The organism is Pseudomonas fragi (assembly GCF_002269505.1).
GTDB lineage: Bacteria > Pseudomonadota > Gammaproteobacteria > Pseudomonadales > Pseudomonadaceae > Aquipseudomonas > Aquipseudomonas fragi_D.
On the sequence record NZ_NQKQ01000014.1, the window covers coordinates 1 to 22,832 of the forward strand.

Annotated in this window: 17 protein-coding genes; 5 read left to right on the forward strand and 12 right to left on the reverse strand. The window is 55.7% G+C overall.

The annotated features are described in order from the left end of the window. Together CJU81_RS13765 and CJU81_RS13770 are read left to right on the forward strand one after the other, a co-directional pair. The coding region (locus tag CJU81_RS13765; RefSeq protein ID WP_254924874.1) for an Ig-like domain-containing protein at nucleotides 1-2,160 on the forward strand (2,160 nt) is incomplete at its 5' end. Nucleotides 2,161-2,255: 95 nt separating this feature from the next. Beyond that, nucleotides 2,256-3,188: an OmpA family protein gene (locus CJU81_RS13770; protein ID WP_095037171.1), complete on the forward strand. Its 933-nt coding sequence runs from the start codon at nucleotides 2,256-2,258 to the stop codon at nucleotides 3,186-3,188. A 139-nt stretch (nucleotides 3,189-3,327) separates the two neighbouring features. Here the strand turns inward: CJU81_RS13770 and CJU81_RS13775 are convergent, their stop codons facing one another. From CJU81_RS13775 to CJU81_RS13795, 5 genes are all read right to left on the reverse strand, one after another. Beyond that, nucleotides 3,328-4,056: a response regulator gene (locus CJU81_RS13775; RefSeq protein ID WP_141232606.1), complete on the reverse strand. Its 729-nt coding sequence runs from the start codon at nucleotides 4,054-4,056 to the stop codon at nucleotides 3,328-3,330. After that, nucleotides 4,053-4,418, reverse strand: coding sequence for a hypothetical protein (locus CJU81_RS13780; RefSeq protein WP_095037088.1), 366 nt, complete (start codon nucleotides 4,416-4,418; stop codon nucleotides 4,053-4,055). Before CJU81_RS13780 ends, CJU81_RS13775 begins: the two co-directional genes overlap by 4 nt. A 189-nt stretch (nucleotides 4,419-4,607) precedes the next feature. Further along, entirely contained in the window at nucleotides 4,608-6,302 is a 1,695-nt protein-coding gene (locus CJU81_RS13785; RefSeq protein WP_254924875.1) for a TolC family protein, read from the reverse strand. Nucleotides 6,303-6,304: 2 nt separating this feature from the next. Beyond that, complete coding sequence (locus CJU81_RS13790; RefSeq protein ID WP_369679446.1) at nucleotides 6,305-7,507, reverse strand: HlyD family type I secretion periplasmic adaptor subunit; 1,203 nt, start codon at nucleotides 7,505-7,507, stop codon at nucleotides 6,305-6,307. Nucleotides 7,508-7,545: 38 nt separating this feature from the next. Continuing rightward, nucleotides 7,546-9,885: a type I secretion system permease/ATPase gene (locus CJU81_RS13795; RefSeq protein WP_095037090.1), complete on the reverse strand. Its 2,340-nt coding sequence runs from the start codon at nucleotides 9,883-9,885 to the stop codon at nucleotides 7,546-7,548. A gap of 542 nt (nucleotides 9,886-10,427) precedes the next feature. Here CJU81_RS13795 and CJU81_RS13800 point away from each other — a divergent pair. After that, nucleotides 10,428-11,117 carry a response regulator transcription factor gene (locus tag CJU81_RS13800; RefSeq protein WP_095037091.1) on the forward strand — a complete coding sequence of 230 codons (690 nt, stop codon included), beginning with the start codon at nucleotides 10,428-10,430 and terminating at the stop codon, nucleotides 11,115-11,117. A gap of 52 nt (nucleotides 11,118-11,169) precedes the next feature. Here CJU81_RS13800 and CJU81_RS13805 read toward each other — a convergent pair whose 3' ends face one another. Beyond that, the gene (locus tag CJU81_RS13805) at nucleotides 11,170-11,796 is read right to left on the reverse strand and encodes a response regulator transcription factor (RefSeq protein ID WP_176464846.1); all 627 of its coding nucleotides are present in this window, start codon (nucleotides 11,794-11,796) and stop codon (nucleotides 11,170-11,172) included. 98 nt (nucleotides 11,797-11,894) lie between these two features. Then, entirely contained in the window at nucleotides 11,895-12,851 is a 957-nt protein-coding gene (locus CJU81_RS13810) for a 1-aminocyclopropane-1-carboxylate deaminase/D-cysteine desulfhydrase (protein WP_095037093.1), read from the reverse strand. 154 nt (nucleotides 12,852-13,005) lie between these two features. On the opposite strand from CJU81_RS13810, the gene mrdA reads away from it, so the two are divergent. Both mrdA and CJU81_RS13820 read left to right on the forward strand, forming a co-directional pair. Further along, a complete protein-coding gene (gene mrdA, locus CJU81_RS13815; RefSeq protein WP_095037094.1) occupies nucleotides 13,006-14,901 on the forward strand; it encodes a penicillin-binding protein 2 in 1,896 nt (631 codons plus the stop codon). Between the two features lie 107 nt (nucleotides 14,902-15,008). Next, the gene (locus tag CJU81_RS13820; RefSeq protein WP_095037095.1) at nucleotides 15,009-16,064 is read left to right on the forward strand and encodes a tetratricopeptide repeat protein; all 1,056 of its coding nucleotides are present in this window, start codon (nucleotides 15,009-15,011) and stop codon (nucleotides 16,062-16,064) included. Nucleotides 16,065-16,175: 111 nt separating this feature from the next. Here CJU81_RS13820 and CJU81_RS13825 read toward each other — a convergent pair whose 3' ends face one another. The 5 genes from CJU81_RS13825 to CJU81_RS13845 all read right to left on the reverse strand — a co-directional run bounded on the left by CJU81_RS13825 (nucleotide 16,176) and on the right by CJU81_RS13845 (nucleotide 22,704). Continuing rightward, nucleotides 16,176-16,553: a response regulator gene (locus tag CJU81_RS13825; RefSeq protein ID WP_095000393.1), complete on the reverse strand. Its 378-nt coding sequence runs from the start codon at nucleotides 16,551-16,553 to the stop codon at nucleotides 16,176-16,178. Nucleotides 16,554-16,619: 66 nt separating this feature from the next. Continuing rightward, nucleotides 16,620-17,816, reverse strand: a complete 1,197-nt coding sequence (locus CJU81_RS13830; RefSeq protein WP_095037096.1) for a hybrid sensor histidine kinase/response regulator — start codon at nucleotides 17,814-17,816, stop codon at nucleotides 16,620-16,622. Next, complete coding sequence (locus tag CJU81_RS13835; protein ID WP_254924876.1) at nucleotides 17,807-18,394, reverse strand: chemotaxis protein CheB; 588 nt, start codon at nucleotides 18,392-18,394, stop codon at nucleotides 17,807-17,809. The genes CJU81_RS13830 and CJU81_RS13835 overlap by 10 nt, the downstream gene beginning before the upstream one ends. A 17-nt stretch (nucleotides 18,395-18,411) precedes the next feature. Further along, on the reverse strand, nucleotides 18,412-19,227 hold the full coding sequence (locus CJU81_RS13840; RefSeq protein ID WP_095037097.1) for a CheR family methyltransferase: 816 nt from the start codon (nucleotides 19,225-19,227) through the stop codon (nucleotides 18,412-18,414). Continuing rightward, on the reverse strand, nucleotides 19,228-22,704 hold the full coding sequence (locus CJU81_RS13845; RefSeq protein ID WP_095037173.1) for a response regulator: 3,477 nt from the start codon (nucleotides 22,702-22,704) through the stop codon (nucleotides 19,228-19,230). Nucleotides 22,705-22,832: the final 128 nt, after the last annotated feature.

The window sequence follows — 22,832 nt, forward strand, 5'->3', positions numbered from 1 at the left end:
CCGATTACCGGTAACCTCAGCGATGGCGGCGTCTCCAACGACACCACCCCGACCCTGCACGGCCAAGCCACCCCTGGCGCGACGGTCACGGTCTATGACGGCACCACGCCACTCGGCACGACAACGGCCGACGGACTCGGTAACTGGAGCTACACCACTCCGGATCTTGGCGAAGGCAGCCACAGCTTCACGGCCACGGCGACCACCGCGACCGGGGGCAGCGCGCCTACCGCGGCTTTCAACCTGACCATTGACACCACTGCACCCGGCCAGCCAGGTGCAGGCGGCAATGGCGGCATTGATCTGATTACCGATGACGTGGGTCTGGTGACCGGCCCGATCGCCAATGGTGGCACCACCGACGACACCACCCCGACCCTCAGCGGCGGCGGACAGGAACCCGGTGCAACCGTCACCATCATCGACAACGGCCAACCTCTGGGCACAGCCATTGTCGGTCCCGATGGCACATGGAGCTATACCCCGCCACCGCTCAATGAGGGCGCACACCCGTTCACCCTGATCGTCACCGATCCGGCCGGCAATGCCAGCTTGCCATCCGATCCGTACACCATCATCGTGGACACTACGCCACCTTTGGCCAGCGCCATTGTTGACGGCATGTCGAAAGACAGTGGCACCAACCACAACAACTTTATAACCAACGATGGTTCAGCCGGGCGCGTGATTGAGGGGTCATTGACGAGTGCCCTGGCAGTTGGTGAAAAGGTTCAGGTATCTAGCGACGGAGGGGTAACCTGGCTCGACGCTACAGTAACTGGCACTAAGTGGAGCGCTCTGGATCTGAGCAGCCATAACGCAAACTGGGAAATCCAGACTCGTGTGATAGACCTTGCTGGCAATACCAATGTCTCTTCGCAATCCGTTATCCTGGATACAACGGTGCAATCTCCGACATCGGTCAGTTGGGATGGCTTTAACATAGCCGTCAACTTCAACCCGGCGAGCGTAGCGGTTGGAGATAAAGTACATCTGATCATCGATGGAAACGCGGTCGAACATACTTTGACTGCGAGCGACATTGCCGCTGGCAAGGTTGAATTACTGTGGGAGTCCACAGTCCATGGAAACAGCAACAGCATTGATGCCGCCATAGTCGATAGCACAGGCAACATATCCAGTTACCTGCCGTATACAAAAATCACGACTACCGTCACCGCAGAGACATTCAACAGCCAGTCCCAAAGCCCGCTTACAACCGGTCAAATGTACTCGATGAATGGTTTCGAACTGACTGCAGTGGCGACCACTTCGGGGACCTCTGGCAGTACCGGGTTTGGTACGACCCTTGGGGTATGGGCAGAACCGCCAACGACCATGGCTCTGATCATGACGGGCGGCTCGAATATCAAGCTGACTATGGACCCAAACCAAACCTTCGATGCCATTTCCTTCCGAGTGGGCGACTTCAACTACGGGGACAGCCTTGTGGCCAATTTTTACGATGCGGGTGGCAATCTGGTATACACGACAACCACCCCGGGACAATCAAACCTTAGTTTTGTCGTTACTCAAGAGCTGCCTCTGGGCCTGGTGTTTTCGAGTGTATCCCTGATTTCAGGCGGCTCAGCTGTAAACGCCTTCTGGATTGATGACATACAACTGGGCACGACTAACTACACTCAGGGCGCACCGCATGACCCGCTGACCGACCAGACCATCACCCAGTCCGGTGAATACTACGGCGCTGAAACCGACAACACCTTCTTCATCGACTCGGTTGCATTGCTTGACCCTGCAGGCAGCGGCATTCACGGCGGCGGCGGGATAGACACCCTTAAACTGACTGGTCAAAACCAGGTACTTGATTTGACCAACCTGGGCCAGAAAGTGGAGAGCATAGAGGTAATAGACCTGACGGGTACTGGCAACAATACCTTGAAGCTGTCGTTGACTGACGTACTCGAGCAGGGGGGAACCTCGTTATTTACCAATGACGGTCATATACAAATGATGGTCAAGGGTAATGCTGGCGATGCCGTCATTCTCGATGATCTGTTGGCCAACGGGACTGATCCGGGCAACTGGGCCAACTCCGGGCAGGTCAGCGTGAGTGGGGTGGTGTATGAAGTTTACCGCCACGACACGCTGGATGCCGAATTGCTGGTTCAACAAGGCGTGACTACCACTCTGGTGTAAGCCTGTGCAGGAGGCGACGCCCTGTGCGTGACGTCGCCTCCTTTTTTTCTCACAAAGCCCCCACACTGCTGGGTGCTGAAAGTGGAGTCATTGATATGTTTAACCGTCATCAAGTTCTAAAAGCAGCCCTGCTCAGTATAGCGCTGTGCAACATTCCAACTGCCCTGGCCGATACAGCGATGCAGACCACTGCCATCAAGGCGTTTGGCAACCTCTACAGCCAGGTGCCCCCTGTATCCAACAGCCAGGCCCAGGTAGTGTATTACCGATCGCAAAACAGCAGCGCCCTGCCCGGTGCAGCCCATGTGTATGTTGACCGCGAATTTCATGCAGCCTTGCTGCCCGGTGGCTTTACAGCATTCTGTGTGGCACCCGGCGTACATAGCCTGGGTGCCTATCTGAAGGACGCACCCGGTTACAGCGGTAAGAACAGCGATGCCTATACGGCGACACTGACGGGTGGCAACACTTATTTCCTGAGGGCAACAGAAGACACAACAGGCAAACCGTTATCGGTTACCCGTGCTAACGCCGAACGCGACCTGGCGGTTATCCGTCAACAGGTTCAAGCCGTCTCCCGTGCCTCGACCGTACAAGCCTGTAACTACCTGCCCATGCCGGAGGCTGCCCCGGCAGCCAAGCCATACAAGGACTATGTCCTGCCAGGTGACGTGCTGTTCAGGTTCGGCAAGTCCGGTTATGGCGATATTTCGTCTACGGGGAACAAAGCCATTAATGCGCTGGTCACCCAGTTGCAAAACGAAAACGTCTCGCTCAAGCAGATAGACGTAATTGGTCATACCGACGCTATTGGTTCGCCCTCCTCTAACCAGGCGCTTGGCCTCAAACGCGCTCAAACCGTGCGCCGCTTGTTGATTGATGCAGGTCTGCCAGCATCCGCCATTCGCGCAAACAGCGCGGGCGCCAATGACCCAGTCACACAGCAGTGCAAGGGCAGTCGTGCCGAACTGATCGCCTGCTATGCCCCGGATCGCCGTGTAGTGGTGCGTGTCGACATTCGAAACTGATTTAAATGCGTCAATAAAAAAACCGGGGCAGTCAGCTGCCCCGGTTTTTTTTATCTGTGGTTTCACTACAGGACATCTGCTGTAGATTGTGGGTAGAGCTGATCAGGTCAAGCCTCGGTCGATGATGACACTGGAAACCTTAGCGGTCCTGTAACAACCGGACCTCAAGGGCCCGCAGGCTTTTCAGCACCAGGCCAGCTTGCGCCTGGCATTCTTGCAGTGACTCTTGCGAGGCTAGCTCTTCCAGAGTTTTACAGGCTTCAATCAACACAGGGGCGTCCGCCAAGCGTGCACCGCCAAGCAGCTTGTGCGCCAGTCTTGCCAGCCCCGGGAAGTTGCCGTCCTGAACCATTTGCGCCAGTCTGAGGGCTTCTTGCCTGTGACTCTTGATAATTTGATCCACCAAAGGCCGATAAGCCTGGGGCTTGAGCAACTTGATTTTTTGCAATTCTCCGCCTGAAACTGCCTCCGCGGCTGAGGTACGGCCCTCGATTTGACAGGCAACATCGGTGACCTGTGGTATCAGGGTTTTCATGCTCACGGGCTTGAGCAAGCACTGGTTCATCCTTGCATTGAGACAATGCTCAATGATGCCTGAGCGGGTGTTTCCCGCCAGACCAAAAATTGGATGGTCACCCTGCCCCCTCTCTTTCTCGCGGTCACATACCGCTAGAGTCATTTCACAACCATTGATGGGGAGCATATTACAGTCAGTTATTGTCAGGTCGAACACAGGCACAGTGTCTTCCCTGATGGCCAGCGCAGTTTTACCGTCGTCACAGGACACGACTTCATGCCCCAGAAGCGCCAGTTTATGGCCTATGAATAGCCGGCAAGCGGCATTACCTTCAACAATATGTATTTTCAATTTCTGTTCCGATGGCAACCGGGGCTCTGATGAAGTCCGCAGACTTGCCTTTGATTGTTTTTACACAACTCAGTTCCAACTTCATCGAGCGCAATGGCAAAAATTCCATAACCTGCTTGTTGGCCATCTGACTGTTGAAGCAGCAACAAGCGAACATTGCCCCGACCGGCATCCTGGATGTACCTGCGCAACAAAATCGACATCATCAGTTTCAACATTACGGCATCAACCGCGACACCTTGATGATGAAAATTTGTAAGCATTTGAAATTTTAGACTCTTTCCCTGTGCAAAGGGTAAAAGCAGCCCATATGCATACAGCACCAACTCGGCAAGATAAATGGAACGCGTTTGCTGGTTCATGGCGCATGCCTGCAACCTGTATAGATACAGTTTGGCATCGTCATGGGGAAGTATCAAAAAAGTGACCAAAATAATCAACAAAGTGCCAAGCCAAGGTTCAAGGCTCGATAGACAATACTAATCAAAGTGCATCTGCATCTGTATCGCTTGCGATGCAGCCGCACTTTGATTGCAGTCTCCGGCGTCCTGTCACGGGGTGCCCTGAAGCCATTTGGCGAGGGTGCCAGCACTTGCGTACTCGCTCACAATGCTCAGGTAGCCGTCAAATCGATTGTTGATCTCATTGACCTGGTTGCCGTAATGGTCGTTTTCTGCTGTCAGGACATCAAGCAAAGTGCGCTTGCCCAGATGATGCCACTGCAGAAAAAACGCTTCCCGGATACGATTCGACTCAACCGACAAGTCACGGTATAGCTCAGCACGCTCAAGCAGGGTTCGGGCGTCGTTGTCAGCGGTACGTATTTCAAATTCCAGATCACGACGCTGCTGCGATGTCTCGAAGTGGCTGGCATCCGCCCGTTGCCTGGCAGCATTCTCGGAAGCACGGTTGGAGCCGCCACTGAACGCACTCCAGGTTATATTCAAGTTGGTCTGCCAGGGGGATTCATTACCCAAGGCATCCGTACCGGTCGTTTTAGTGACCCCCCAATTCAACTGTGGCAACCCTGCGGCATGAATAGCATCAGCCTGGAGCTCGGCAGCTTCGGCCTGTGCAATACTTTGACGAATGGTCGGATGGTTTTGCGCCGCAGCCAACAACAGCTCCATCTGGGCCAGACCGATATTCCATTCTGCAGTATGCGGAATGGGAACCGGACGCTCGCCCACCAGTTTGCTCAAGGTAATTTCAGCATCACGCGCTTTGGCCTCTGCTGCCTCGTTCAACGCTTGCGCTTGCAACAGGCGAGCCTTGGCTTGGGTCAGCTCGCTGCCTCGACCCGGATCCACAGCAACAATACCTGCGAGCATATTGACCAGTTCTTGCATGCGGCTGGAAAACTGTTTGCTACGATCGCTGATGATGCGCTGTTTGCCCAACTCAATCAGTGTCGAAACAACTTTAAAACTGGTGTCCTCCATTTGCGCCGCGAGGCTTTGATCTGCCGCAAGGCTGAGCTTTTCACGACTGCCGATGGTTTTTTTAATGCGCCCCCAGTCGTACAGCATGGTATTGACCGTGAGATTGACGCCTCCACTGGGCCCCTTGATGTTGGAGCCCTTACCAAACTTCAGGCCTTGGCTCTGAGTACCAACATTGACCTGTGGCCAGCGCGCCCCTTTTGCTTCGTCAATATCTGACAACGCAGCCTGCTGTTCTGCCTTGGAGCGGGAAATCTCAGGGCTGCGGTCAATTGCCGCCTCCACGGCGCTGAGAAATATGCCCCTGAGCTCACTTTCCGACGGCCCGTAAATCGTGTGAGAAGAACCTTTACGTGCTGCCATGCGTGCTGGCAGCCCCATGTACTCCAACTCGGAAACACCATTGGCCGCGGCTACGTCAGCAGGTCGCTCGGGGCTGGATGGGAGTAGCGCCGTTGTATTGACATTGTCTTTGGGCAGGCTCAATTCAGCGTTGGAGATGACGGGTGGCAGGAGCCTGGCTCCACTGCGCGAAGCCTTCACTGCAGTGTCACGGTTTTTTGCTGTTGGCTTGGCACTTTTGGCAGTATTGGCATTCAACGGTGTGAAGGACAACAGGTCATTGTCTTTCCCGGGGACGAGGGTTTCAGTCAGCTCCAGTTTTGCTTCCCCAGCCCGCACATCATGAAATGGAGTGATGGGCTCGGCTGCTCTTACAGGCCAGATACACAGCCCTAGAACCACACAAGCCGAGACAGTCTGGATTACCCGAACGTGCTGGTTACCCACATATAAGAGGTTCATTTCTATCGCTCCCGAAAAGCTTCGCGAGCCTTAAGAACAGGTTTAAGCAGGTAATCAAGGATGGTCTTTTCGCCTGTACGGATTTCAACGGTGGCAATCATTCCGGGGATGATGGGTAATGACTTTTTGCCTGCCGTCAGATAGCTGCTATCCGTCAAAATCAGTACACGGTAAAAGGTTTCATCAGGCTTACCTGCTGCGGCCTTCTGATCGTCTTTGAGGGTATCGGGGCTGATGTACTCGACCACCCCTTTGAGCCCTCCATAAATGCTGTAGTCGTATGCGGTGATTTTCACTGTGGCAGGTAGCCCGGGGCGCAGAAACGCCACATCGGCAGGACGAATTTTTCCTTCCACCAATAATTGCTCTTCCAGCGGAATGATCTCCAGGATCTGCTCACCGGGCTGGATGACACCACCGCGAGTGTTGAACTGGATATGTTTGACCGTCCCGCGTACCGGCGCAGTGATAGTGGTTCTACCTACGACGTCCGCGCGCCCCACCAGATTCTCCATGGCCTGGGACAACTCCATCAAAAACCTCGCCAATTCGGTAGTCGCCTCGGCCTGATAGCGGTTTTTGCGCTCAACTATCTGCGACTTTATTTCGTTGGCCTGACGCCGCATCCGCAAGATTTCCACCTCGGAGATCAACCCCTTGGCTGCCAAAGGTTCGGCGAGCGCGATTTCACGCATGGACAATGAGTAGGTTTGCTCAAGAGCCGCGACGCTTTCGTTCAAGGCCTTAAAACGAGCGTTATAGGCACGAGTCTCTTGCAGTACGACTTCTTGGTCGGTTTTTACCGTCTCATCAAACTCCAGCGGCAATTGATAGGCTTCGGCGCGTAAACGGGTAATCCTGGCCTTGAGGCCAATGACTTTGCTCAACCCTTCTCGGTAACTGGCTTCAGCCCGGGTCGGATCAATCTTGAGCAGCACTTGGCCTTTTTCCACCACATCGCCTTCTTGCACGTCCATTTGGGCAAGAATTCCGCCCTCCAGACTCTGGATAACCTGCTCTCGGCTCTTGGAAATAATCTTGGCTTCGCCCTGGGTTATTTCTTCGACGCGGGCCAAATATGCCCACCCCAAGCCAGCCAGCAACACAGCTGCAATCAGGTACAGCACCAGTTTTGAACCCTGCGTGGTTTGAGTGAGCAGTGACTCCTGAACATCGTTCATAAAAGCCGCGTCACCGGCCTGCAATACTGCAGTGTCTGTGCGTTTAAACAATTTGCGGAACATCAGATTTCCTCCCCGGGGAGTGATGACGCTTCAGGTGGCTGAGTACCTTTACCTGGTGCAGTCTTCGCCAACTTGCTGATGCTCATTGCCGCAGGTTTGGGTTGTAATGACGCGGGGGTGGAGACAGGTTTGGGCTTTTCCGCGGAATTACCGCTCATTGCCGCAAGAATCACGTCCTTGGGACCATCTGCGACTACCTTGCCCTCGTCCACCACCACAATGCGTTCAACCAGCCCCAGCACTGAAGGGCGATGAGTCACAACCACAAGTGTTTGCCCTTCCGTTGCACGTTGCAGGTGCTGGAGAAATATCGCTTCGGTCTGGGTGTCCATGGCGCTGGTCGGCTCATCGAGCAGGAGCAGAGTGGGCCTGGCCAACAAACTGCGCGCCAGGGAGACCAACTGGCGCTGCCCGCCGGACAACCCTTCGCCCATTTCACCGATAGGCAGGTTGATACCCGAGGGATGCCGGGCAGCCACCTGGTCCAGGCCGGTAAGCTGCAATACCCTTAAAAATTCATCGACCGTTGCCTCGGGGCGCCCGATCATCACGTTTTCACGCAATGAGCCGTAGAAAAGGCGAGCATCCTGACCGACATACCCGACGGCTTTGCGCCAGTCGGCCGGATCAATCTGGTTGACATCCAGTCCATCGGTAAACATTTGCCCGCCTACAGGTGAGTAGAGGCGTGCCATGACTCGCAGAAGGGTCGATTTCCCACTGCCAATTCGCCCGAGAATTGCAACGCGTTCGCCCGGTTTGATCGTCAGATTGATGCCTTGTAACACCGCGGGGTTGGGTTGCATTGGCGGTGCCGGGTACGAGAACTCAATGCCTTTGAGAACGATCTGGCCGCTGATTGTCGGTTTTGCCAGATAATCACGGCTGGAGTCATGATCCACAGGCATTGCCATCAACGCATTCAGCGAATTGAGTGCCGCCTTCGCCTGCTGGAAACGCACTGCCAGACCCACCACCTGACTCAAGGGGGCGGTTGCGCGACTAGCCAGCATCACAGTGGCAATCAATGAACCCATGGTCAGATCGCCAGCATCAATCAGGTACACCCCTATCACGATCAGTACGACCGTCTGAACTTGCTGAAAAAAGGTTACAACTCCTGTAACCAGACTCGATAACCCGCGCGACTTCATTGAAGTGGCTGCAGCCAGGGCGCTGAAATTCTCCCAGCGACGTTGCATATAGGCCTCTCCACAGACAGCTTTGAGCGTTTCAAGGCCTTCTATGGATTCGATCAGTACACCTTGCTTGAGAGAGGACTCACGCAGGTTCTCTTTCATGGTTCGAGCCAGAGGCCACTGAATCACTATGCTGACCAGGAGAATCAGCGGAATCAGCAAAAGCGGAACCCAGCCTAAAGGACCGGAGACCATGAAGATGACGCCAACAAACATCAGTACAAAAGGCAAATCGGAGATGGTTGCCAAGGTTGCCGAAGAGACAAAGTCTCTTACTGATTCAAACTCTCGTAACTGGTTGGCAAATGATCCCGAAGACGCAGGCTTGTGCTCCATCTGAATCGACAGAGCCTGACGAAACAGAAGTGTTCCCAATACCAGGTCGGCCTTCTTTCCCGCCCTATCCAGCAAATGCGCCCGGATATAACGGGCCACGGCCTCGAAGACCATTGCGATCACCACGCCAATGGCCAGTGACCAAAGGGTGACAAAGGCCTGGTTAGGCACAACACGGTCATAGACGTTCATGGTGAAGAAGATGCTGGCCAGCCCCAGCACATTGATCAATACCGCACCGATGGCTGCGCTGCGGTAATAACGGCGATAGCGCCAAAGGGTGCTGAATAGCCAGTGTCCGGCGGGTTTCGCCACTTCGGCGCCTGCACGCATGTCTACCTTGGCTTTGCGTTTGGCAAAAATGGCAAAGCCGGAATATGACTCATCAATAAAGGACTGCGTGACCTCTACTGGCTCATTACTGACTTCCGGCAATATCACCTGGTACAGCCAGTTGCGTTTGTTTTCGTCTTCAGGGTCCGGGCGTTTGCCAAGAAAAATGCAGCCGCCCTGTGCCTTGAACAACAGGATGATCGGTACCAGTTGCCCGGGCAATGCCAAAGCCCTGCGCTGTACCAACCCGGCTGACAAACCGGCATTGGACAAAGTAGCAAGCGCCAGCGAAGGAGACAGTATCCCGGACTTGGGAAGGCCGGCTGTTAATGCCTGGGGGGAACGCCCTAAACCATAGTGATCACAAAGCCATGAAACGCTTTGTAATAATGTGTCCTGGATGTCCGTTTGGGAAGCGGGTATGCCCTGAGGATCCATCTCGGGGCCTTGGGGTGAGCTTTCAATAGCCATCAATTGATCCTTGCACCAGCCATCTTCGGCACGTGATATAGAAGGTGACTTGCAAAGGAGTTCGTATATCGCCAGTGCCGTCGTTCCTGGGACCGTTCTAAAGCCCTTAGGAAGATTCTTACAATCAGCACGCAATAAAAAAACAAGACTTGTCTCAAACTATAAACGTGTAAACACGAAAGCATCTGCAACACCTATCATGTTAGATTTTTTCAAAAGATCAGCTATAATCCTTGCACCGCAGATTGCTCGAACAATCATGACCGAACGGCCAACTCTCCAACACCTGAAAGTTGAAGAGACCAGCCTTGACCCCTTAACTTGACCCACCCTCTGTTCGCCAAAGATTAATTTGACAATAACGAAATAAAAACAACTCCTACAATACAAAAAAATACAGCAACATGACCCAGCAAAAATCCATAGCACGTCAAGACAAACCATCTACACTTACTTTAGAGCAATGAGTCTTATTGAAGGGCGCTTCATGCAAACAAGAAAGAATATTCCTACAGGCCTATTCCACATAGAGATTTACGCAAATGAGATGGTCTGTAGCATCACCGTTACGAATCATTTTGCTGGATGATCACGCGCTAATCAGAGAGGCTCTGGAAGTCCGGTTCTCGCTGGAAGCAGATTTCAAAGTACAAGGGGTATGCTCAACAAGCCGGGAGCTGTTGGAGAGCCTTAACAGAGCTGAAGCAGACCTTGTGGTCCTTGATTATCAACTTGCCGATGCCGACATTGATGGCTTGCGCTTGATCCAGTCAGTGCGTAGACACCACCCGAGCATAAGAATCGTGATTTATTCATCCTCCGAGAAGCCTGCAACCGTGAACATGAGCATTCGTGCTGGAGCCAACGGATTTGTCGGAAAGTCCCAGCCAACGGATGAGCTGTTACGGGCTATCAGAATGGTGGCTTTGGACCGCATTTACCTGGCACCGGCAATGGCAGCTGAATTGGAAAAAATTCCTGCAGCGCAAATGCTACCCGAAGGGGATAATCCAGATCATGCGTTCACTTTAAGCAATCAACCGAATCTTTCACCCAAGGAGTCTGAAGTATTGCGGTGCTGCCTGGAGGGGATGTCCGTCTCTCAAATTGCCAGTAAATTTACACGCAGCCGTAAAACCATCAGCGGGCAAAAGCAGGCAGCATTCCGAAAGTTGGGAATAAAGACCGATACAGAGTTATTCAAGCTACAAGTTCAACTCAAAAAATCATGAGAGATAGAGTCTCATCGCGACACAGATTACAGCGGTAACCCCCCAATAAAAATCATATCAATTTGTTACGCCACGCAAGATCCACAAGAGCAAGTAAATTATCAACCTCAAGCTTATGAATCAAACTTTTTTTGCATATAGAAACAACACGATTGCTCAGCAGCATACAGGCTGCAATTTCCTTATTGGTCATGCCTTGTACCAAAAGCTGTAAAACTCTTAGCTCACGAACAGACAGGCTTTCAATCCGCTGATATTCAATCTCTTTACGAGAGGTTTCACCCAAGGCGGAGGTTTCAGAAGGAAAGTACATCCCGCCGCCCTGAACCGCCCTGAGCGCACTTAACAGATCGCCCAGATCATGCTGTTTGTTAACAAACCCGTAGGCCCCAATATGCCTGCAGTGCTTAGCCAAATGCTCCGCAGACTCACAGGTCAATATAATAGATTTTACTGGCCATTTCTTGGCAACGATTTGTTCTATCAGCGTCAAGCCATCGACGCCAGGAATACCCAGATCAATAATGGCAATGTCGGGGTGCACAGTTTCCAGAATAGTGAGTGCATCTGCACCACTTCCCGTCTGAGCGACCACATCAAAACCGGTATTTCTCAGCAACAGCCACACCGCCATTCGCATGACAGGATGATCATCGACAATCATCACTTGATCATTCACAGCACACCTCAACAAGCAGTCACGTGAAGCAATAATATATGGCTGTACCCACAAGAAAATCATGAACTGACCAGAATTTTGAGTCAATTCTTAGCTGATCAGACGTTTATGCCTGCAACATTGGACACCTGCCTGGAGGTCAGCTCAAAACCCCGACGGCCCTGCAATCCGCCTGTATGCACGAATACCAGGCGCTTACCAGTGACAATACGCCCTGATCCTGCTGCGTGCCTGAGTGCCATCAATGCCTTGCCGGTGTACAGCGGCTCCAGCGTCACATCACTGGTCGCCTCGCTGTCCTGTATAAACTCCAGTAAGGCGTCATCCACCCTGGCAAAACCGCCGCGACTGGCATCGATCACTTCAAAATTACGTTCCCGCAGTCCTCCAGCCTGCAAAATGGCCTCAACTTGCGGGACTACACCGTGATCTTCGGGCACCGCCAGCGCGCCATACACCCGCCGCCTACCCTCCTCGCCCAGCACCAGTCCGGCCAGGGTGGTGCCGGTACCCGCAGCCAGCCACCAGCCGTCGTAATCGTCCCAGCCCACAGTCGCCAGTTGCTCGCGCACCATGCTTACCAACGGTGTGCAACCCAGGGCGCCCGCCAGCCCGCCGCCGCCCTCGGGAACCTGATGCAGGTTCGGGTACAGGGCCTGCCACGGCTGCCAGAACCCCGGTTCATGGCGCGCCCGGTAGCCAGCAAAGCCCAGCCAGTGCAGCTGCATGCCAAAGCGTTCAAGGTCCATCGTGGTGGGCGTTTGCTGGGGATGGCCGCGTAACAGCCCGACGGTGGCAAAGCCAAAGCGCTTGCCGGCCGCCGCCAGGGCATGCAGGTGATTGGAGTGGGCACCGCCCAGGCTGATCAGCCCGTCTGCCCCGGCTGCCCGCGCCGCGTGCAAATGCTCAGTGAGCTTGAACCACTTGTTGCCGCTGATCAGCGGGTCAATCAGGTCCAGGCGCAATACCGCCACTTGCACACCGGCCTGTTGCAACCAGTCCAGGTGCAGGCGTTGCAACGGCGCATGGGGGTGCCAGTCGATCAAGGGCAGCATGGCAGGGGCTCAATTGAAAAGAACGAGTTTACAGCAGCCTGTCGATTTTCATGTTCAGAACGCCCAATAAACTGACTCCGGATGCGGCTTCTTGTTAAGGTGTGCGCCGAATTTTGTAGTGCTGCTATCTGTTTTTTTCACGCGAGCCCCCTTAATGCCTGAGCCGATCCCTCTTAAAGATCACGAATCCGAAAAACGGCTGGTCAATAAAAGACTGATCGCCTGTGCGGCGCTGGTTATGGCTATCAGCTGCGCCCTGATCGGCCGTATGTACTTTTTGCAAGTCACTGAGTTCGACTACAACTCGACGGTATCCGAAAACAACCGGGTACATGTGCTGCCCATCCCTCCTGAACGCGGCTTTATCTACGATCGCAACGGCGTACTGCTGGCCGATAACCAGCCCAGTTTCAATATGACCATCACCCGCGAACGCGCTGGCGACACCGCCAAAGTGCTGGATTCAGTGTTCAGCATCCTGCACTTGCCCGAAGAAGACCGGGCCGTGTTTGCCAAGGCGATGAAACAGGCCCGCCATCCATTTGATCCTTCGACCCTGCTGTACGAGCTGACTGAAGATCAGATTGCCCTGCTGGCCGTCAACCAGTTCCGCCTGCCAGGTATTGATGTCGAGGCGCAGTTTGTACGCCACTATCCGCAGGGCGATCACTTTGCCCATTCCGTTGGCTATGTCGGGCGGATCAACGAGAAAGAAGCCAAGCAACTGGATGCCACCCAATACCGTGGCACCCAGTCGATCGGCAAGACCGGCATCGAGCGTTTCTATGAAAACGAACTGCACGGCAAGGTCGGTTTTGAAGAAGTCGAGACCAACGCCCAGGGCCGGGTCATGCGCGTGCTGCGTCACACCGATGCGGTGGCAGGCAAGAACATCGTCCTGAGCCTGGATATCAAGTTGCAGGAAGCCGCCGAGGATGCATTGGGCGACCGCCGTGGCTCGATCATCGCCCTGGACCCGAAGACCGGCGAAGTGCTGGCGATGGTCAGCAAGCCCAGCTTTGACCCCAACCTGTTCGTGACCGGCATTAGCTCCAAGGACTACTCGGGGCTGCGCGATTCTATCGACAAACCACTGTTCAACCGCGCCTTACGCGGGCTTTACGCGCCGGGTTCGACCATCAAGCCCGAGGTGGCGATTGCCGGCCTGGACAGCGGCGTGATTTCGGCATCGACCCGGGTGTTTGACCCCGGCTATTTCCAGTTGCCCAATGTCGACCACAAGTACCGTAACTGGAACCACAGCGGCGACGGCTGGGTAGACTTAAACGCCGCCATCATGCGTTCCAACGACACCTACTTTTATGACCTGGCGTCCAAACTGGGCATTGACCGCATGCACGACTACATGGCCGAGTTCGGCCTTGGGCAAAAGGTCTCGCTGGACATGTTTGAAGAGTCTTCAGGGCTGATGCCGTCCCGCGAGTGGAAGCGCAGCACCCGCCGCCAGGCCTGGTTCCCCGGTGAAACCGTGATTCTGGGCATCGGCCAGGGCTACATGCAGGTCACCCCGCTGCAACTGGCCCAGGCCACGGCACTGATCGCCAACAAGGGCGTGTGGAACCGCCCGCACCTGGCCAGGACTGTTGACGGCACACCGCCGGTGGATGAACACCCGATACCGAATCTGGTACTGCGTGACCCGCGCGACTGGGAACAGGTCAACCACGCCATGCAACTGGTCATGCACGACCCGCGCGGGATCGCCCGCGCAGCGGCCCAGGGCGTGCAATACCGGATCGCCGGCAAGAGCGGTACGGCGCAAGTGGTGGCGATCAAGCAGGGCGAGCGTTATAACCGCCTCAAAACCGCCGAGCGCAACCGCGACAACGCCCTGTTTGTGGGCTTTGCCCCGGCGGAAGATCCGCAAATCGTGATTTCGGTGATGATCGAAAACGGCGAAGCCGGTGGCCGGGTCGCCGGCCCGGTGGTACGCAAGGTGATGGATGCCTGGCTGCTGGACAACCATGGCCTGCTCAAGCCGCAGTACGCCAGCCCGCAGGTCAAGGGGCATACCGCGCCGCATGTTTAAAAGCCGAGCCCTCTCGCAATAATGAGGGGGCAGGCATGGCGATTTGACTCAAGCCGTCGACTCACCCACTCTTACATCCCATACGCATGCCTGTTTCTGGATATTGGATGACCCAGCCCCGCCGCTACCTCGTAATCAGCCTTGTATCAGCACTTGTTGCCGGCGGCCTCTGGTATTCGATGCGCCCTGCTCCTGTCGCCCCCACACCTTCCGTAAACCAGCGCTATTCCATCGCACTGGATATGGCCCATAACGGCAAACCCGGTGCCGCCCGCGTGCTTTACCAGCAACTGGCCCGCACCGATCTGAGCGATACCCGCCGCGCCAGCCTGCATGGCGAATTGCCCAATTATCCGAGCCCGCAAGCACTCAAGCTGGCCGACGCCGACCTGCTCAACCCGTCGCCGCTGGTACGTATTGCCGCGATTCAGAGCATTGTGGGCCTGGTCCCCAGCGCCCAGCGCACGCTGTTGCTGGGGCCATTGCTCGATGACAGCGAACAAAGTGTACGGTTTGCCGCGGCCAACGCCCTGCTCGGTCTGTCTCCGGATGAACAGGGGCTGTACTTTGGCCCTTTGCAGCAAGTGATCGACGAGTACGAGCGCGATCTCAAGACCCGACCTCAAGACCCCCAGGCTCAGGGCCAGCTCGCCCGCCTGTACCTGCACGAAGGCCAGCTCGATGACGCCCAGGCTGCACTGGAGCAAGTCACCCTCCTGGACCCGGACAACCTCAAGGCCGTCGTCGCGCAGATCGAGTTGCTGGACAAACGCGGCAAGGCCGACCAGGCCCGGCAATTGCTGGCCAGGCAGCTTGAAGCTCATCCTGACTCAGCGTATCTGCAACATGCCTTGGGCATCTGGCTGCTCAATCATGGCCAGACCGAATACGCCCTGCTGGGCCTGGCCAGAGCCGTTGAGCTGGAGCCCGACAACAGTGACTACCGTTACAAACTGGCCACAGCCCTGCACGACCTCGACCAGCTGGAAGCCGCGCAACGTCAGCTCGAAGAGCTGCTGCAACGCCAGCCGGCCAATCGCAAGGCGCGAGTGTTGTTGATTCGTTACTGGAAGGAGGCCGGGCAGTTGCAGAATGTACAGGTGCTGCTCGCGCAACTGGAGCAGCAAAACCCGGATGACCCGGCATTGCAGCAGGGGTTGTGACCCACCGAACCTGTGGGAGCGGGCTTGCTCGCGAAAGCATCACCCGAATGCTTCAGACAGACCGAGTTGCCTGCATCGCGAGCAAGCCCGCTCCCACAAGGGTATCGGGCGTCAAGCCAGCAGCTTCTGGATCTGCGCCTGCAAGGTGTCGAGGTCAAACGGCTTGGCCAGGATCGGCGCCGTCAGGGTAATAGGGCTGCCCGTATCGCGGATTTCGGCCGGGTAACCGCTGATAAAGATGACTTTCAAGTCCGGGCGCAGCTTGAGCGCAGGCTCGGCAATCTGAACCCCCGAAATGCCGCCGGGCAAACGGAAGTCGGTGACCATGAGGTCCAGATGCGGCTTGCTCGCCAGGATCTCGAACGCCTGCTCGCCGTTTTCGGCCTGCAACACCCTGTAGCCCTCACCTGACAAATAGGCGCTAAGCACCATCAGGATCGAAGGATCGTCTTCGACAATCAAAACAACATCTTGCGCATCTTCACTCATGGGAAACCTTAATTCATGCAATCGCTGCCAATATGACCCCGGGCGCGGTCATAGGTTGCGCCCAGTTTATGTCTTTTGTACCAACGGTAGGCAAACCCTGAACAAGGCACCCTCACCCAGCGTACTCTGCACGCTGATGGTACCGCTGTGCGCAGCCACTATCTGCTCCGAGATAAACAACCCCAGGCCAAGACCTGCAGTCACATGGCTGGCTGAAACCCGCTCGAATTGCTGGAAAACCCGCTGCTGGTTTTCCTCGCTGATGCCAATGCCCTGATCACGCACGTCAACAACTGCCTGATCGCCTTCGATATAAACCGCGACATCAATGGGCTTTTTCGCCCCATAACGCAGAGCATTGGTCAGCAGGTTGCTGATCACCTGCTCGATGCGGAACTCATCCCACAGCCCCACCACCGGCTGCCCGGCCGTAAAGTTGACACTCGATTGCGCAGCACTGATCTGCGCGGCAAAGCTCTCCAGCAACTTGGCCACGGTGTGGGCCAGGTCAAATCGGCCCGGGCGGATGGACAGTTTGCCGGTGCGGATGCGCGACACGTCAAGCATGTCTTCGATCAGGCGGATCAGGCTCTGGATCTGGCGCTCGTCACGCTCGACCATGGCCTGCATCTTGTCCATGGTGAATGCCGCAGCGTTGTCGCGGGCCAGGTGCATCTTGCGCAGCTGGGTTTCCAGAATAAGCCCGTTGAGCGGCGTTCGAACCTCATGGGAGACGATCGACATAAAATCGTCGCGCATACGCACCGCATGCTCAAGCTCGACCTGCGTCAGTTGCAACTGCGCCAGCAGGGTTTCCTGCTCGCGCCGGCTCTGCTCCAGCGCTTCAACCTGCTGCTTCATGGCCTTGCTCTGGCGATACAGCTCAACGAACACGTTGACCTTGCTCTTGACCGCGTGGATATCCAGCGGCTTGTGCAAAAAGTCCACCGCGCCGCTTTCATAGCCCTTGAAGGCATAGTTCATCTCGCGCCCGGCGGCGCTGACGAACACGATCGGGATGTTCTTGGTCTTGGCCGTGCCACGCATCAGCTCGGCCAGCTCGAAACCATTCATGCCGGGCATTTGCACGTCCAGAATGGCCATCGCGAACTCGTGCTGCAACAGCAGCGACAGCGCTTCGTCAGCAGACAGAGCCTTGTAGACGATACGGTCTTCACGCTTGATCAGCGCTTCAAGGGCCAGCAGGTTTTCCGGCAGATCATCGACGATCAGCAGCTTGGCTTGAATATCATTTAGTAGCATTCGATATGTTCCAGCTCGACTAGCAGACGGCCAATGCCGCTCAAGGGAAGGATGCAGTCCGGTTGAAAAAGTTCCAGTGCCGCACGCGGCATGGTCGCAACCTGGGCCTCGTCAGGGTCCTGAATAATGGTCAGGCCACCCGACTGCTTGACCTGACTGAGCCCTCGCGCACCATCCTGATTGGCGCCCGTCAGTAAAATCGCGGCCAAACGCTGTTGATACACGTCAGCCGCAGATTCAAAAAGGTAATCAATGGCAGGTCGCGAATAATGCACCGGCTCCTCCTGGCTCAAGGACAAACTCAGATCATGCTCGACCGACACGTGATAGCCGGGGGCCGCGAAGTACAGGGTGCCCGGCACGATCGGCTGTTTGTCCTGAGCTTCCCTGACCGGCAATGCCACGCGCCGGGCGAAGACTTCCGCCAACTGGCTGCGGCGTTCATCCGGCAAATGCAGCACCACGATAATCGGCAAGCGGTAACCAGGCTTGAGGCCGGCAAAGATGGTCAGCAAGGCCTCGACTCCGCCCGCCGAGGCACCGATTACTACGGCCTTCACGGGGCGCAGGCCGGCCATTTGACTGTCCCTGTCGGTCATAACTTGCGGTAAATCCGTTCTTGCTTGAGCACCGGGGTGAACTGTTTGCTGTAATCAGAAAAATCCAGGGTTTCCTTGCTGCCCAGCATCAGAAAACCACGGTGGCACAGCGACTCGTGAAACAGGCCAAAGGCTCTGTTTTGCAAATCTTTATTGAAGTAAATCAGTACATTACGACACGAAATTAAATTCGTTTCTGAGAACACGCTATCGGTCGCCAGGCTGTGATCGGCAAAGGTCACGTTCTCACGCAGGCTCTTGTCAAAAATCGCGTAGTCGTAGGCGGCGGTGTAGTAATCGGCAAACGAGCGCTGACCACCGGCCTTCTGGTAGTTATGGGTATAGGCGCGGATGTTCTCCAGGGAAAAAATCCCCTGTTTGGCTTTTTCCAGAGAGCGCGGATTGATATCGGTGGCGTAGATGATGGTGCGATCGAGCAGGCCTTCCTCGCGCAACAGGATGGCCATGGAGTAGACCTCCTCGCCGGTACTGCAGCCCGCAATCCAGATCTTCAGCGACGGGTAAGTCTTGAGGATCGGCACCACCTCCTGGCGAATGGCCAGGAAGTGCTCCGGGTCGCGAAACATCTCGCTCACCGGAATGGTCAGGAACTGCAACAACTGCATGAAAGCCGACGGGTCATGCAGGATGCGCTCCTGCAGGGCCGAGATGGTATTGCAGTCGAACTGACGCAGCGCATGATTGACCCGGCGCTTGATCGAAGCCCCGGAATAATCGCGAAAGTCATAACTGTATTTGAGATAGATCGCTTCAATCAGCAAACGTAACTCGATATCGGTGTTTCGTTGCACTTAGAGTCGTTCCATTTTCGGTAGCCAGACCCGGATCAACGAAAACAGTCGGTCCAGATCGATAGGTTTGGCCAGGTAATCATTGGAGCCTGCCTGCAGGCAACGCTCCTGATCGTCCTTCATTGCCTTGGCCGTGACCGCAATAATCGGCAGCTTGCGCCAGCGCGGATTCTTGCGAATTTCGACGGTAGCCTCGTAGCCATCCATCTCCGGCATCATCACGTCCATCAACACCAGGTCGATGTCTTCAACTTCATCGAGGCGCTCGATGGCTTCACGGCCATTACGGCCGATCACCACGATGGCACCCTTTTGTTCCAGCGCGCTGGTCAGGGCAAAGATGTTACGTACATCGTCATCCACCAGCAGAATCTTGCGCCCCTCAAAGACCTTGTCGCGGCTGCGGGCGGTCTTGAGCATCGTTTGCCGCTCATGGGACAACTGAGATTCAACTTTGTGCAGAAATAATGTCACTTCATCGAGCAAACGTTCCGGCGAGCGGGCGCCTTTGATGATGATCGAGCGCGAATACTTGCGCAGTTCGGCCTCTTCATCACGGGTCAGGTTGCGCCCGGTGTAAACGATCACCGGCGGGAACGAGCAGATATCCTCGGTGGACATGCGCTTGAGCAAATCGTTGCCGAGCATGTCCGGCAGCTTGAGGTCGATAATCATGCAGTCGTAAATATTGCTGCGCAGCAGGTCCAGCGCTTCCTGGGCGAAACCCACAGCGGTGATTTCGATGTCATCGTCGCCGATCAGGCGGGCAATGCTGTCGCGCTGCAGGTCGTCGTCCTCCACCAGCAGCACACGCTTGACCTTCTGGGTCAGCTTGGCTTCAAGGCGGGCGAAGACGTTTTTCAGCTCTTCACGGGTGGTCGGCTTGACCGCATAGCCCACCGCGCCCATATGCATTGCGGCCTCGACACGGTCCTCCACAGAAATTACGTGAACCGGGATATGCCGGGTCGGCGCCAGCGCCTTGAGGCGCTGCAGCACAGTTAACCCCGAGTGATCGGGCAGGCGCATGTCGAGCAGGATGGCGTCGGGAATAAACTGCGCCGCGAGGCCGAAGCCTTCGTCGGCACCGTGGGCCACCAGGCAGCGATAACCCAGCTCATGCGCCAGATCGAAGAGGATGTGCGCAAAGTTAGGCTCATCTTCAATTACCAGGATGCAGCGCGTGGTGAACGGTGCCTGTTCACGGTCATCCATAAAGCGTGCGATTGGCTCAGTCGGCACAACAGCAGGCACCGCTACCACCCGTGAAGGCACTTGCGCCACTCGCGGCGCGGGGCTGGCAGGCATCTGGGCGAGCTCTTCGACGGACTCGACATAGTGCTCCGGCAACACCAGCGTAAAGATGCTGCCCTGCCCCGGTTCACTGCTGACATTGATCGTCCCGCCCAGCAAGGTGGCCAGATCGCGGGAGATCGACAGGCCCAGGCCGGTGCCGCCGTAACGCCGATTGGTGGTGCCATCGGCCTGGCGGAAGGCTTCGAAAATGCTGTCCTGTTGATCCGGGGCAATGCCGATTCCGGAGTCGCTCACGGTAAAGGCAATGCCTTCGCCCGGCTGACGGGACACCACAAGGCTGACCTGGCCTTTCTCCGTGAATTTGACCGCATTCGACAGCAGGTTTTTGAGAATCTGCTCCAGGCGCTGGCTGTCGGTGTAGATCATCGACGGGGTGCCAGGCTGCAACTGCACGTCAAAGCCCAGGGATTTTTCCCCCGCCAGTGGCTGAAACATCCCGCGCAACCCTTCAACCACGCGTCCGACGCTGGTGTTCTCGGGGCGTACTTCAAGCTTGCCGGCTTCGACCTTGGAGATATCCAGAATGTCGTTGATCAGATTGAGCAAGTCATTGCCCGCTGAGTAAATCGACTCGGCAAACTTGACCTGTTCCGCGCTGAGGTTCTGCTGCGGGTTCTCGGACAACAGCTTGGCCAGGATCAGCGAACTGTTCAGCGGGGTGCGCAGCTCGTGGGACATGTTGGCGAGGAACTCCGACTTGTACTTGCTGGAGCGCTGCAGCTCATCGGCACGGTCTTCGAGCTGGATCTGCACCCGATTCAGCTCGGTGTTTTTACGGTCCATGGCGTCGCGCTGGCCTGCCAGCTCTTCGTTGGTCTGCTCAAGCTCGGCCTGCTGGGTTTCGAGGCTGGTCTGCGACTCTTTGAGAATGCGCGACTGCTCTTCGAGCTCTTCGTTGGCGGTTTTCAGTTCTTCCTGCTGGACTTGCAGCTCCTCATTGAGCTGCTGGGTTTCGGCCAGCACCTCTTGCAGGCGCTGACGATAACGGGCCGCTTCGATCGAGGTGCCGATATTGTCAGAAATCAGTTCAAACAACTCGATATCACGCTCGTTCAACGGGCGCAGAAAGCCCAGTTCGATCACACCGTTTACCCGATCATCATCACTGGTGGGGATCACCAGCACACTGTGCGGGCTGCCCTGACCCAGCCCGGAGGTTACCTTGAGGCTGTAGTCGGCTGGCACGTTATCGAGACGAATCAGTTGGTCTTGCTGTGCGGCTTGCCCCACGATGCCTTCGTCGTTGTGGATCAGTTGATCTTGCGCTTCTTGCTCACAGGAGAAACCGTAGCTGGCGACGCGCTTGAGGCCACCGTGGTCTTCACGCACATAAACTGCCGCCACCACCGACCCCAGATACTGGGCGCAGAACTGCAGGATATTGCGCCCCAGCATGTTCAGGGTCAGTCGGCCCAACACCTGTTCGGCCAGCTCAGTCTGGCCGTTGCGCAACCAGGCCTGCTGCTCAAGGCGCTGCGCAGTCTTGATCTGCGACTCGAAAGCATTGTTGTAACTCTTTGAAAGTTCAAGCAAATCGCGGCGACCGATATACGCCAAGAAACCGCCCAGCCCCAGTACAAAACACAGGTACAAGGCAATACTGATAACCGTGGTACGGCTGACATCTTCGCTGCGCGCCACCCGCAGTTGCTGCTCCATTTGAATGAAGTCGTCATATTCCTTGCGTATCTCATCACTCAGGCGCTTGCCCCGGCCAGCTTGCACCGCTGAGCGGTAGTCGCCGTCCTGACGGCGCAGCTCGACCATCGATTGTGCGTAGGTGTTCCACTCATCCTGCAGTGCCTCAAGACGTTTGAGGCGGTCAATCTGCTGCGGGTTATCGCTGACCAGCTCCTGCAAACCTTTCAATTGCACATTGATTTGCGGCTTGGCGACCGCATAAGGGTCGAGGAAATGCTCATCACCAGTGATCAGGAAACCGCGCATGCCGGTTTCCAGGTCGACCGTCAACCGCACCGCTTCGTTAGCATTGCTGATGACCCGGTCACTGTGCTCAACCCAGCGGATTACCGACAGCAAATAGCTGACCATAACCACAAACAGGGCAGCACTGAGCGCACCGACGGCCAGCGGCAAACCGACGTTGCGACTCAGGAGCTTGCGAAAGCTTCGCTCGTCGATTGATGCAGGTGAGTTCATTTTCAGGCCCGTGAAAGTCATAAAAAAAATTGGAGTTTGCCGTATTATCGAGCAATAGTTCTATTTTCTTACCTTTTTGTACGCTTTTAAACACATACAGATGCAGGTGAAGGCTATCCTTGTTGTCT

Coding starts and splice junctions, on each gene's coding strand:
- CJU81_RS13785 (WP_254924875.1), bottom strand. CDS start 6,302: ATGAACCTCTTATATGTGGGTAACCAGCACGTTCGGGTAATCCAGACT.
- CJU81_RS13810 (WP_095037093.1), bottom strand. CDS start 12,851: ATGCTGCCCTTGATCGACTGGCACCCCCATGCGCCGTTGCAACGCCTG.
- CJU81_RS13835 (WP_254924876.1), bottom strand. CDS start 18,394: ATGGCCGGCCTGCGCCCCGTGAAGGCCGTAGTAATCGGTGCCTCGGCG.
- mrdA (WP_095037094.1), top strand. CDS start 13,006: ATGCCTGAGCCGATCCCTCTTAAAGATCACGAATCCGAAAAACGGCTG.
- CJU81_RS13830 (WP_095037096.1), bottom strand. CDS start 17,816: ATGCTACTAAATGATATTCAAGCCAAGCTGCTGATCGTCGATGATCTG.
- CJU81_RS13845 (WP_095037173.1), bottom strand. CDS start 22,704: ATGAACTCACCTGCATCAATCGACGAGCGAAGCTTTCGCAAGCTCCTG.
- CJU81_RS13795 (WP_095037090.1), bottom strand. CDS start 9,885: ATGGCTATTGAAAGCTCACCCCAAGGCCCCGAGATGGATCCTCAGGGC.
- CJU81_RS13800 (WP_095037091.1), top strand. CDS start 10,428: ATGAGATGGTCTGTAGCATCACCGTTACGAATCATTTTGCTGGATGAT.
- CJU81_RS13825 (WP_095000393.1), bottom strand. CDS start 16,553: ATGAGTGAAGATGCGCAAGATGTTGTTTTGATTGTCGAAGACGATCCT.
- CJU81_RS13780 (WP_095037088.1), bottom strand. CDS start 4,418: ATGAACCAGCAAACGCGTTCCATTTATCTTGCCGAGTTGGTGCTGTAT.
- CJU81_RS13770 (WP_095037171.1), top strand. CDS start 2,256: ATGTTTAACCGTCATCAAGTTCTAAAAGCAGCCCTGCTCAGTATAGCG.
- CJU81_RS13820 (WP_095037095.1), top strand. CDS start 15,009: ATGACCCAGCCCCGCCGCTACCTCGTAATCAGCCTTGTATCAGCACTT.